Genomic DNA, 12,228 nt, shown 5'->3' with positions numbered 1-12,228 from the left:
AGCATGCCGGTGGTGGTGTCGTTGCCGCCGGTGACCATGGTGAAGGTGAAGGCCAGGACCGAAAGGACGCCCGCGATGTCGCCGTCGGCGCCGATGCCCGCGGCCACCAGGTGCGAGACCGTGTCGTCCTCCGGTTCGACGCGTCTGCGCTCGATCAGCCCGGTGAAGTACGCCATCATCTCGCCGAGTGCGTCCCCGAGGGTGCCCAGTGCGCCACCGATGCCACCCTCGGTGGTGTTCGCCGCGACGATCGCCTCGGACCAGCCGTCGAACTGGTCGCGGTCTTCCTCCGGGACGCCGAGGTAGTGGGCGACGACCATCGAGGGCAGCGGCTTGAACAGCTCCTTCACGATGTCGCCACCGCCGTTGTCGCGCAACGCCTCGACACGCGCGACGACGTACTCGCGCACCTTCGGTTCCACCGACTCCACCTGGCGCGGGGTGAAGCCGCGTGACACCAGCTTGCGGAATTCGGTGTGCACGGGTGGATCCTGCATCACCATCGGCGGATTGTCGGCGAGCCCGATGAGCTCCAGTTCGCCGTAGTTGACGGTGAGTCCCTGCGCCGACGAGAACGTCTGGTGATCGCGGGCCCCCGTGAAGATGTCGGCGTGTCGAGACAACACGTAGTAGTCGCGGGCTGGGTCGTCGGAGGGAACGACGTGATGCACGGGATCGTGGTCGCGCAGCGCGCGGTACATCGGCCATGGGTTGGGCCAGGTATCGGCCGTGGCGAGCGCGAAACGGGCGTCGGAGCCGTGAGACAAAGCTGCCGTCATGTCTCATGAATACGACAGATGATGGCCCGCGTCAAGCGTTCGTGCCCGTGGCACGTGGCGGCATCAACCCGCCGGATGCCAGCCCTGCATCGCCGCGTCCATCTGTTCGTCCTCCAGCGCGTCGACCCCGAGGAGTACTTGCCCCTTGCGATACCGCATGCCCTCGAGCAGCAGGCGTAGGTAGCGGCGCCACAGATCGGGTTCGATGTGCCCGGCGTACTCGCTGACGGTGCCCGCGAGAAGGTTGAGTACGGGAATGTCGGTGGACTTGACCTCGGGCCGGAGGTGGCCGTCGTCGCGGGCCCGCTGGACGATCTTCGAGATGTGCGGATCGAGTTGCAGCCGGGCGCAATCCACCCGGTAGCCGCCGTAGGCCTTGCTGCAGATCATCTCGCGCAAGCCGCGATCGGTCGCGGTCAGTTCGCAGACGTGTTCGACGAGCCACACGAACCCATCCCACGAATCCTCGATCTGCAGAGCATGCTTCGCGAGTTCGACGACCTGGTCGATGCTGTCCTCGAAGATCGCCTCGAGAAGCTCCTCCTTCGTGGCGAAGCGGCGGTAGACCGTGCCCACGCCAACTCCTGCGTGGTGTGCGACGTCGTTGAGGGTCGCCTCGAGCCCACGGATGGCGAACAGCTCGCGCGCAGCGGCGAGGATGCGCTGTCGGTTGCGCTCGGCGTCCTTGCGCAGAGCGCGGCGCGGGCCGCAGGCATCGTCGATCATCCGTCGCAGTGTAAGTGACGGGCATCATAAGCGGATTGACCTTATCCATTTCTCAGTTTAGGTTGTCTACCTAGATCGACCGGCTTCGGCTGGTCAGTGGGTCCACGTGGAAAGGCTCGATTTTGACCGCCGCTTCCGAGCGCCCTGCTGCGTGCGCCGAATCGCCTTGTGGCCATCTCTTTTCGCCGACGAGGCGGCTGGCATGATCTCGGCGCTCAAACGCGTCTGGTTGCCCGTGCTCATCGTCGTCGCCATCACGATCGGCGCGTTCTCGGTGGCCCACTTCAGGTCCGTCTTCGGCTCAGAAGGTGCCGTCGTCACACCCGTTGGCTCGGACACCGCGGACAAGTTCAATCCCAAGGTCGTCGTCTACGAGGTGTTCGGCACGGGGGCCACCGCGATGATCAACTACACCGATCTCGACGGGCTGCCGCAGCGCACGGGCGAGGTCAGCCTGCCGTGGTCACTGCGTCTCGAGACCACGGTGCCCTCGGTCACGCCGAATCTGCTCGCTCAGGGTGACGGTCAATCCATCGGCTGCCGCGTCACCGTCGACGACGAGGTCAAGGACGAAAGGACGGCCGAAGGCATGAATGCCGCGACGTACTGCTTGGTGAAGGCCGCATGAGCGGAGCTTGCGCAGTGAATCAAAGGCCGATGAGCGGAGCTTGCGCAGTGAATCAAGGGCCGATGAGCGGAGCTTGCGCAGTGAATCAAAAGCCGATGAGCGCCGCTTGCAAGCGAATCGAGGGCCTGTGACCACTCACACCGATGACACGCCGACCGACGCCATCCCGCCGGCCCATCACGCCAAACGCCCGGCGCTACCCCGGTTTCTGCGGATCTTCGCCATCCCGATCGTCCTGGCGTGGATCGCGATCGTCGCGTTCCTGAACACCTCCGTCCCGCAGCTCGAAGAGGTGGGCAAGATGCGGGCGGTGTCGATGAGTCCCAACGACGCGCCGGCACTGATCGCCACCAAGCGGGTCGGCAAGGTGTTCCAGGAATACGACACCAGCAGCTCGGTGATGATCGTGCTGGAGGGCGAGGCGCCGCTGGGCCCCGACGCGCACGCGTTCTACGACGAGATGGTGCGCCAGCTGCGCGCCGACACCACGCACGTCCAGCACGTCCAGGACTTCTGGGGCGATACGCTGACCGCCGCCGGAGCCCAAAGCCTCGATGGCAAGGCGTCATACGTGCAGGTGTACATCGCAGGCGATCAGGGCGAGTCGATCGCCAACGAGTCGGTCGACGCGGTGCGAAACATCGTGGCCGGTGTCCAGGCCCCCGACGGTGTCAAGGCCTACGTCACGGGACCGGCCGCGACCACGACCGATCAGAACGAGGTCGGCGACGCGAGCATGCAGCAGATCGAGATGCTGACGTTCGGCGTCATCCTCATCATGCTGCTCCTCGTCTACCGCTCGGTCGTGACGGTGGTGATCACGCTCGGCATGGTGGTGGTCGGACTGCTGTCGGCTCGCGGCATCGTCGCGTTCCTGGGCTACCACGACGTCTTCGGGCTGACCACGTTCTCGACCAACATGGTGGTGACGCTGGCAATCGCCGCCGCCACCGACTATGCGATCTTCCTGATCGGCCGATATCAGGAAGCCCGACGGTCGGGCGAGGACAAGGAATCGGCCTACTACACGATGTTTCACGGCACGGCGCACGTGGTGCTGGCGTCGGGCATGACCATCGCCGGTGCGACGCTGTGCCTGTACTTCACCCGGCTGCCGTACTTCCAGACGATGGGCATTCCGCTGGCGGTCGGCATGGCGATCGTGGTCATCGCGGCATTGACCCTCGGGCCCGCAGTGATCTCACTCGTCACGCGATTCGGCAGGGTGCTCGATCCCAAGCGCATGCAGCGGTCCCGCGGCTGGCGTCGCGTCGGCGCCGCCACCGTCCGCTGGCCCGGCGCGGTCCTGATCATGGCGGTCGTGCTGGCACTCGTCGGTCTGTTGACGTTGCCGGGCTACCACACCACTTACAACGACCGCATCTTCCTGCCCGAAGACGTTCCTGCCAACGTCGGTTACGCGGCGGCCACTCGGCACTTCTCCGAGGCAAAGATGAATCCCGAACTGGTGATGGTCGAATCCGATCACGATCTTCGCAATCCCGCGGACTTCCTGGTGATCGACAAGATCGCCAAGGCGATGGTCCGCGTGCACGGCATCGCCCAGGTGCAGACCATCACGCGCCCCGACGGCAAGCCGATCGAACACGCCTCGCTCGCCTACAACATGAGCCAAAGCGGCACAGGGCAATTGCTCAACAACGACTACCAGCAGCAGATTCTGGCGAACACCCTCAAGCAGGCCGACGAGATGCAGACGACCATCGACTCGATGACGCAGATGCACAGCATCACCCTGCAGCTGGCCGAAGTCACCCAGCGGATGTCGGAGAAGTTCGCGGACACCTCGGCCGACACCAACGAGATCCGCGACCACCTCGCCGACTTCGACGACTTCTTCCGGCCCCTGCGCAACTACTTCTACTGGGAGCCGCACTGCTTCGACATCCCGGTCTGCTGGTCGCTGCGCTCGATCTTCGACACGCTCGACGGCATCAACACGCTGTCCGACGACATCCAGAACATCGTTCCCGACATCCAGCAGTTGGCCGCTCTCACACCGCAGATGGCGGCCTTGATGCCGGCGATGATCCAGACGATGAAGAACCAGAAGCAGTTCCTGCTCAACCAATATCAGGCGCAGAAGGCGCAGCAGGACCAGAACATGGCCATGCAGGAGGACACGACGGCGATGGGCAAGGCATTCGATGCCGCCCTCAGCGACGAGAACTTCTACCTGCCACCGGAGGCGTTCGGGACCCCCGACTTCCAGCGCGGCCTCAAGCTCTTCCTCTCACCCGACGGTCATGCGGTGCGGTTCACCGTGTTTCACCAGGGCGATCCGTTGACCGAGGAGGGCACCTCGCACATCGAGCCGCTCCAGGTCGCGGCCGTTGACGCCATCAAGGGCACCCCGCTGGAGGGCTCGACGGTGTACGTGGGTGGCACCGCAGCCATGTACAAGGACATGCAGCAGGGCGCCGACTACGACCTGCTCATCGCGGCCGTGGCCGCGCTGATCCTGATCTTCCTGATCATGGTGGTGCTCACCAGAGCCATCGTTGCCGCGGCCGTCATCGTCGGGACGGTGGTGCTGAGTCTCGGTGCGTCGTTCGGCCTTTCGGTGCTGCTGTGGCAACACCTCATCGGTATCCCGCTGCACTGGATGGTGCTGCCGATGACGGTCATCGTGTTGCTCGCCGTCGGCGCCGACTACAACCTGCTGCTCGTCTCCCGGATGAAGGAGGAGCTCCACGCGGGCCTTCACACGGGCATCATCCGCTCGATGGCGGGCACGGGGTCGGTGGTCACCTCCGCGGGTCTGGTCTTCGCCTTCACGATGGCGGGCATGGCGGTCAGCGAACTCATCGTCATCGGTCAGGTCGGCACGACGATCGGTCTCGGCCTGCTCTTCGACACGCTAGTGGTGCGCTCGCTCATGACACCGTCACTGGCCGCCCTGCTGGGGCGCTGGTTCTGGTGGCCGCTCCGCGTGCGGCAGCGTCCGGTCCCGCAACCCTGGCCGAGCCGGAAGAGCCAGCCGAGCGAGGCGAGTCAGGCGAGCCAGGTCTAGATCGCAGTGCCAGCGGCCTGTTACCGTCGGCCGGTGATTCGCAACATGGTTCTGGCCAAGCTCAAGCCCGGTCACGACGTCGCGGCCGTGCGCGACATTCAGGAGGGGCTGCGGCAGCTGAACTGTCCGGGCACCGTTCGGTACACCGTGGGCTCCGATCTCGGCCTGCGGGAGGGGAATTGGGACTTCGCCATCGTGGCCGACTTCGTCGACGCCGATGCCTATCACGGCTACGACGCCGACGATGAGCACAACGCACTACGCGCTCGGCTGGCCCCGATGGTGGATCAGATAGCGCGTGCGCAGTTCGAGGTTCCCGACTAGATCGCGGCGCCGGGGTTGAGGATGTCGTCCGGGTCGAGCGCCTTCTTGATGCGGTGGTTGAGTTCCATCACCTCGGGCCCCAGGTAGCCCTCCAGCCATGGCCGCTTGAGCCTTCCGACGCCGTGCTCGCCGGTAATCGTGCCGCCGAGCCCGACTGCCAAATCCATGATTTCGCCGAAGGCGATCTGCGCCCGCTCGGCCTCGGCATGGTCGGAGGGGTCGAAGACGATCAGCGGGTGGGTGTTGCCGTCCCCGGCGTGGGCGATCACCGAGATCATCAGCTGGTGTTGCTCGGCGAGCTTCTCGACACCGGCCACCAGCTCGGCCAGCGCGGGCAGCGGCACGCCGACGTCTTCGAGCAGCAGCGACCCCTTCGCCTCGACCGCTGGGATGGCGAAGCGGCGGGCAGCAACGAAGGCATCGCCCTCGTCGGGATCAGAGGTCGAATAGACCTCGGTCGCACCGGCATCGGTGAACACCTGCGCCATGTACTCGGCATCCTGGGAGCCCGCGGGTCCGCGGTCGTCGGACGCGGCAACCATCATCGCGGCGGCCTTCCGGTCCAACCCCATCTTCAGCTTGTCCTCGACGGCGTTGATGGCGACGGAGTCCATGAACTCCAGCATCGACGGGCGGATCTTGCCGGTGATGGTCACCACGGCGTCGGCGGCGGCCTGGACGTTGTCGAACGACGCGACGACGGTGCAGCCGCGGTGCTGGGTCGGGAGCAGCTTCAGCGTCACCTCGGTGATGATGCCGAGGGTGCCCTCGCTACCAACGAATAGCTTGGTGAGGCTCAGTCCCGCAACGTCTTTCAGCCGCGGCCCGCCAAGCCGCACCGCGGTGCCGTCGGCGAGCACAACCTGTAGGCCGAGCACGTAATCGGTTGTCACGCCGTACTTCACGCAACACAGCCCACCGGCATTGGTGGCGATGTTGCCACCGATGCTGCAGATCTCGAACGACGACGGGTCGGGCGGATACCAGAGGCCGTGCTCGGCGACCGCCTTCTTCACCTCGGCGTTGAAGAGCCCGGGTTGCGTCACGGCAGTGCGGGTGACGGGATCGACGCGGATGTCGCGCATCAGCTCCGTCGACAGCACGATGCCGCCGTCGAGTGCCGTTGCTCCACCCGACAGCCCGGTGCCTGCGCCCCGCGGCACGACCGGGACGTGGTGCGCGGTGGCCCACCGCATGACGGTCTGCACCTCTTCGGTGCGGCGCGGGCGGACCACGGCGACGGCGGTGCCCGCATTGGGGTCGGCGGCACGATCCTGCCGGTAGGACGCGACGATGTCGGGATCGGTGACCACGGTCCCGTCGGGAAGTTCGGCGATCAGTTCATCCAACATGTCTGCGCTCACGCGTCCGATGCTACGAGCATTGCCGTGAGGTTCGTCACGGCACCATCCACGACAACACCGGCGAGGCCTGCAGTGCCGACAGCGCGCACAGCACCAGGAGGAAGCCGAGACTCCAGAGGATCACGCGACGGAAGATGTCGCCCTCCTTGCCGTTCAGGCCCACCGCGGCAGCGGCGATCGCGAGGTTCTGTGGCGAGATCATCTTCCCAAGCACGCCACCGGAACTGTTCGAGGCGGCCATCAGGACCTCCGACAGCCCGGCCTGATTCGCGGCGGTGACCTGCAGTGCGCCGAAGAGTGAATTCGCCGAGGTATCCGACCCGGTCACCGCAACGCCGAGCCACCCAAGGACGGGGGACAGCAGCGCGAATGCCGCACCCGCGCCCGCCATCCAGGTACCGAGGGTGATCGTCTGGCCGGACACGTTCATCACGAACGCCAGGGCCAGCACCGCCATCACGGTGACGATGGCCCACCGCAACTGGTGCAGTGTCGCACCGTAGGCCTTGAGCGCTCGAGGCACCGAGAGGCGCAGCGCGATCATCGTGAACAACCCTGCCACCAGCATCTGCGTGCCCGGCGTGGTCAGCAGGTTGAGGGAGAACTTGGCGAGGCTCAACGGGTCGCCGTCGGCGTCGACGACGTCGAGGCCGGGCCAGTTGAAGCTGATGGTCGCCTTGTCGAGGAGGGTCTTCACCGGGCCGATCTGGCAAATGACGAAGACGACGATGATGATCCCGTACGGGGCGTACGCCCTGACCACGTCCGCGCGGGTGTCCTTGCTGTCGCTGGCGTCCCTGGTGTCCTTGCGGTGCTCGCGATCCGCGGCGACCCGGGCGGCGAAGTCCGCGTCGGGTTCGTCGGCTGCACCGCCGGCAACGACGGGTGGTGCAGTGTCAGTGGCATGCACTGGGGGCCGGATGCGCACCATGACGACGACGGCGGCCGCCGACACCAGTGCCGCGACGACGTCGGCCAGCGGGACCGAGACGAAGTTGGAGGTGGCGTACTGCGCGACGGCGAAGACGACGCCGCACACCACCGCTACGAGCCACGTCTCGCGCAAGCCGCGCTTGCCGTCGACGATCGCCACCAGCGCCAGCGGGACGAACAACGCCAGAAGCGGGGTCTGGCGGCCGATCATCGCCCCGAGCGTGTCGACGGGAAGTTCGGTCACCCTGCCGAGCGTGATGATCGGGGTGGCCATCGCCCCGAATGCCACTGGCGCGGTGTTGGCCACCAGCGCGAGCACCGCCGCCTTCATCGGTTGGAAACCCAACGCCATCAACATCACCGACGTCACTGCAACCGGGGTACCGAAGCCGGCCAATGCCTCCATCAACGCTCCGAACGAGAAGGCGATGATGATCGCCTGCACGCGCTGGTCGTCGCTCACACTGGCGAAGGACCGGCGCAGGACGTCGAAGTGCCCTGTCTCCACGGTCATCTGGTACACCCAGATGGCGTTGATGACGATCCAGAGGATGGGAAAGAAGCCGAACGCCGCGCCCTCCGTGCCTGCGAGCAGCGCCTGCCCGACCGGCATGCCGTAGATCACGATGGCGATGGCCAGCGACACGGCCAGAGAGATCAGCGACGCCACCCATGCGGTCATCTTGAGCGCGCCGAGCAGCACGAACAACAACAGCAGTGGCACCGCTGCCACCACCGCACTCCACGCCAGCGAATCGGCGACCGGATCGAGAACCTGTTGGTACATCAAGCACCCCATTTGTGGCATGGATCACTTTTCGACCGGACTACCCACCTGGTCGATCCGACTAAACGCGCGTCAGCTGCCCCGTTTCCCGGACCCGAGGCGCCGGACCACGGCGGCGTCCTCAGGGCGCGCGGTCGAGGTGGCGTAGCGCAGGCAGGAAGATCGCCACGACGCCGAGCAGCAGCATCGGCAGCGCCAGCGCCAGGAACGTCACGTGCAGGCCTGCGGCATCGGCCAGCGGGCCTGCCACCACCAAACCCAACGGACCCGCGGCGTAGGCCAGTGACCCCATCACGCCCACCACCCTGCCGCGAAGGTGGGCGGGGGCGCGGGTCTGCATGACGTAGTTGTAGATCGGCGCCATCGGCCCGTAGACCAGGCCGACGATCGCCGAGAGCAACAGGATCACCGGCAACGGCGGCAGAAAGGCGATGACCGTCATCGCCACGCCGAGGGTCAGCACCGCGACGAGCATCACCGTGCGGCGGTTCGAGTACTGCGACAGTGCCGCGTAGCCAAGGGCGCCGACCAGCCCGCCGACGCTCAACGCCACCAGCACCCAGCCCAGCTGCGCTGGCTCGTTGCGGTCGGTGAAGTACTTCGGGAACAGCACGCTCTCCATCGGCATGTACAGCCCCGTTGCGGCGAGGTCGACGAACGCCAGGGTGCGCAGCACCGGGGTGTGCCACACGAACTTGAGGCCCTCGACGATGCCAGCCCATACCTGCGGCAGGTGCTCCCGGTTGGGCAGGCCGGCGCCCTCGAGCCGTAGCGCCGCGATGGCCGCGATCGACAGCATGAATGCCCCCGCGGTCACCCACATCGTGTTGACGCCACCGAGTGTCGTGATCAGCAGACCGCCGATGCCCGGCCCGACGATGTAGGCCAGGTTGAACACCGCCTCGTACACGCCGTTGGCGTGGTCCAGCGTCCAGCCGGCCCGCTGGGCGGCTTCCGGGAGCATGGTCTCGCGGGCCGTCATTCCCGCAGGGTCGAAGAACGCACCGAGCGCGGCCAGCCCGGCGAGCACCGCGACGTTGATCGCATGCACGCCGAACGTCAGCGCGATCACGGGGACGGCGGCCACCGACAGCGCCGAGAGCGCATCGGAGATCATCGACACCCGCTTGCGGCCCAGGTAGTCGACGGCCGCGCCTGCGATCAGAGTGGCCACCAGCAGCGGCAGCGTCCCGGCCATCGCCACGATCGAGGCCTCGACCGCGGAACCGTTGCGCTGCAGCACCAGCCAGGGGAACGCGACCATCGAGATTCCGTTGCCCGCTCCGGCGGTCAGCGCCGCGAAGAAGATCTGAAACAGCGGGCCACGCGCGTTGGTGCTCATGAGGTATCGGGGGTGAATGTAGCAGCGCGTCGGCCCGGCCTGCGACGCATTTCCGCCTGCGTGCACAGTGATGGGGTGAGACTGCCGCACCCGAGAACCGGCGAGCCTTTCGACTCGCCAGTGCCCCCTGGCGCCGGTTGGCCGGGCGACCCGGCGCTGCCCGCCACCGCGGTGGCCTCGACGCCCGCGAGGGTGCGCTCGCTCGCCCGACGCGCGGGTTCCATCGACGAGCTCGACGCGTCCGTCAGCGTGTGCCGCGCGTGCCCGCGGCTCGTCGCCTGGCGGGAGAAGGTGGCCGTGGAGAAGCGCCGGTCCTACGCCGATCAGCCCTACTGGGGTCGGCCTGCGCCGGGCTTCGGGTCGGCGACGCCACGCATCCTGATCGTCGGCCTGGCGCCGGCCGCAAACGGCGCCAACCGCACCGGTCGCGTGTTCACCGGCGACCGCAGTGGTGACTTCCTGTTCGCGGCGCTGTACCGGTCCGGTCTGGCCAGCTCGCCGCTCAGCATTGACGCCGCAGATGGATTGACGCTCAACGACACTCGGGTGGTCGCCGCGGTTCGATGTGCGCCACCGGACAACAAGCCGCTGCCCGAGGAGCGGGCGACGTGTGCGCCGTGGCTGGATGCCGAATGGCGGCTGGTCGGCCCCAGCGTGCGGGCGATCGTCGCGCTCGGTGGGTTCGCCTGGCGGGTGGCGTTGGACATGGTCCGCGACGGCGGGGGCACCGTCGGTAGGCCGCTGCCGAAGTTCGGTCACCTCGCGGTCGCGACGCTGGAGTCCGCGCATGGACCGTTGGCGCTGATCGGCTGCTATCACCCCAGTCAGCAGAACACCTTCACCGGACGCTTGACACCGGCGATGCTCGACGAGGTCTTCGCCCTCGCCAACCAGTGATTTGCGTGTTGAAACCCGCGCTCGCCGCGGGTAAACGTGCACGAATCGCTGAGAGGGGAACGATCGGGCGGGGTCAGCGGTTGAACACTACGTGCGACTCTCGGTACTCGACCTCGTCCCCGTCCGCAGCGACCAGACCACCTCAGATGCCCTCGCGGCGACCGTGCACCTCGCGCAGACCGCCGACGAGCTGGGCTACACGCGCTTCTGGGTGGCCGAACACCACAACATGCCCGCCGTCGCGGCTACCAGCCCGCCGGTCGTGATCGGGTACCTCGCCGCGCAGACCAAGCAGCTCCGGCTCGGTTCCGGCGGCGTGATGCTGCCCAATCACGCGCCGCTCGCGGTCGCCGAACAGTTCGCTCTGCTGGAGGCTGCGGCTCCCGGCCGCATCGACCTCGGCCTCGGGCGCGCGCCGGGCTCGGACCCGGTGACGTCGATGGCCCTACGCGGTGCCGCGGGCCGCGACGACAGCGACATCGAGAACTTCCCGCAGTACCTCGACGACGTCGCCGCGTTGATGAGCACCACCGGGGTCAAGGTGTCGCTGCGCGGCCGCAGCCTGCTGGACCAGAACTACGTCCTCAAGGCCACGCCCGCGGCGGCCAGCGAACCGCGGCTGTGGCTGCTTGGCTCGTCGATGTACTCGGCGCATCTCGCCGCCGCGAAGGGTCTGCCCTACGTATTCGCGCACCACTTCTCCGGTCATGGCACCGACGAGGCGCTGGCGATCTACCGCGCCGAGTTCCGGCCCAGCGATCTCGCTGCCGAACCCGTCACGTTCATGACCGTCAACGCCTCCGTCGCCGCGACGCGTGACGAGGCCCTCGACCTGATGCTGCCCAACCTGCACATGATGGCGTTCCTGCGAACGGGTCAGCCGCTGCGCGCGCTCGACCTGGTGGAGGACGCAAAGGTGCTGCAGCTCAGCCATCAGCAGCAGGCGATCGTCGACTCCGGTCTTGAGCGCGCCATCGTGGGCTCGCCGACCGAGGCCGCCGACCAGGTCCGCGCGTTGGCCGAGCACTTCGGTGTCGACGAGGTGATGGTCAACCCCGTCGGCTCGGCACACCGCGGAGCTGATCCGCGGACGGCAACCGCCCGCGACCAAACCCTCGAATTGCTGGCCAAGGAACTGTTCTAGGGCCCGACGGCGAGCCGTCAATTCATCAGTCAGGCACCAGCGCGATGACGGGGATCGGCCGCGTGGTGCGCTTCTGGTAGGCGTCGTAGCGGCCGGAGTTGTTGTCGTTCACCAGTTTCCAGAGCCGCGGGTACTGAGGATCGTCGCGCCCGATGACCCGCGCCGTGGCGGGCATGCGCTTGGGCCCGACGTTGATCTCGACCCGCGGATTCGCCTTCAGGTTGTGATACCACCCCGGAGCCTTCGGGAGACCCGCCTTCGAGGCGACGA

General features: G+C 66.9%; 11 protein-coding genes. 5 read left to right on the top strand and 6 right to left on the bottom strand.

Translation table 11 applies throughout. The annotated features are described in order from the left end of the window. On the bottom strand, positions 1 to 779 hold a 779-nt coding region (locus tag ABW137_RS36670; protein ID WP_526408027.1), incomplete at its 3' end, for a cytochrome P450 family protein. Positions 780 to 842: 63 nt separating this feature from the next. Further along, on the bottom strand, positions 843 to 1,505 hold the full coding sequence (locus tag ABW137_RS36665; protein ID WP_526408025.1) for a TetR/AcrR family transcriptional regulator: 663 nt from the start codon (positions 1,503 to 1,505) through the stop codon (positions 843 to 845). Positions 1,506 to 1,707: 202 nt separating this feature from the next. On the opposite strand from ABW137_RS36665, the gene ABW137_RS36660 reads away from it, so the two are divergent. The 3 genes from ABW137_RS36660 to ABW137_RS36650 all read left to right on the top strand — a co-directional run bounded on the left by ABW137_RS36660 (position 1,708) and on the right by ABW137_RS36650 (position 5,491). After that, entirely contained in the window at positions 1,708 to 2,133 is a 426-nt protein-coding gene (locus ABW137_RS36660; RefSeq protein ID WP_526408023.1) for an MmpS family transport accessory protein, read from the top strand. Positions 2,134 to 2,260: 127 nt separating this feature from the next. Beyond that, positions 2,261 to 5,167, top strand: a complete 2,907-nt coding sequence (locus ABW137_RS36655; RefSeq protein ID WP_526408021.1) for an MMPL/RND family transporter — start codon at positions 2,261 to 2,263, stop codon at positions 5,165 to 5,167. A gap of 33 nt (positions 5,168 to 5,200) precedes the next feature. Beyond that, positions 5,201 to 5,491, top strand: coding sequence for a Dabb family protein (locus ABW137_RS36650; protein ID WP_526408019.1), 291 nt, complete (start codon positions 5,201 to 5,203; stop codon positions 5,489 to 5,491). On the opposite strand, the gene ABW137_RS36645 is transcribed toward ABW137_RS36650, so the two are convergent. The 3 genes from ABW137_RS36645 to tap form a co-directional block, all read right to left on the bottom strand. Further along, a complete protein-coding gene (locus ABW137_RS36645) occupies positions 5,488 to 6,843 on the bottom strand; it encodes an FAD-binding oxidoreductase (RefSeq protein WP_526408029.1) in 1,356 nt (451 codons plus the stop codon). The genes ABW137_RS36650 and ABW137_RS36645 overlap by 4 nt on opposite strands. A gap of 46 nt (positions 6,844 to 6,889) precedes the next feature. Then, the gene (locus ABW137_RS36640) at positions 6,890 to 8,575 is read right to left on the bottom strand and encodes an L-lactate permease (protein ID WP_526408017.1); all 1,686 of its coding nucleotides are present in this window, start codon (positions 8,573 to 8,575) and stop codon (positions 6,890 to 6,892) included. Positions 8,576 to 8,696: 121 nt separating this feature from the next. After that, positions 8,697 to 9,917 carry a multidrug efflux MFS transporter Tap gene (tap, locus tag ABW137_RS36635; RefSeq protein ID WP_526408015.1) on the bottom strand — a complete coding sequence of 407 codons (1,221 nt, stop codon included), beginning with the start codon at positions 9,915 to 9,917 and terminating at the stop codon, positions 8,697 to 8,699. A gap of 75 nt (positions 9,918 to 9,992) precedes the next feature. On the opposite strand from tap, the gene ABW137_RS36630 reads away from it, so the two are divergent. Together ABW137_RS36630 and ABW137_RS36625 are read left to right on the top strand one after the other, a co-directional pair. Beyond that, positions 9,993 to 10,814 (top strand): uracil-DNA glycosylase, encoded by an 822-nt coding sequence (locus ABW137_RS36630; protein WP_526408013.1) that lies wholly within the window; start codon positions 9,993 to 9,995, stop codon positions 10,812 to 10,814. Positions 10,815 to 10,905: 91 nt separating this feature from the next. Further along, a complete protein-coding gene (locus ABW137_RS36625) occupies positions 10,906 to 11,958 on the top strand; it encodes an LLM class flavin-dependent oxidoreductase (protein WP_526408011.1) in 1,053 nt (350 codons plus the stop codon). Positions 11,959 to 11,983: 25 nt separating this feature from the next. Here ABW137_RS36625 and ABW137_RS36620 read toward each other — a convergent pair. Further along, a partial coding sequence (locus tag ABW137_RS36620; RefSeq protein WP_526408009.1) for a nitroreductase/quinone reductase family protein occupies positions 11,984 to 12,228 on the bottom strand: 245 nt, incomplete at its 5' end.

The organism is Mycobacterium sp., assembly GCF_040509115.1.
GTDB lineage: Bacteria > Actinomycetota > Actinomycetes > Mycobacteriales > Mycobacteriaceae > Mycobacterium.
Note: the sequence above shows the minus strand (reverse complement) of the source record. Positions and strands in the feature narration are given on the sequence as shown.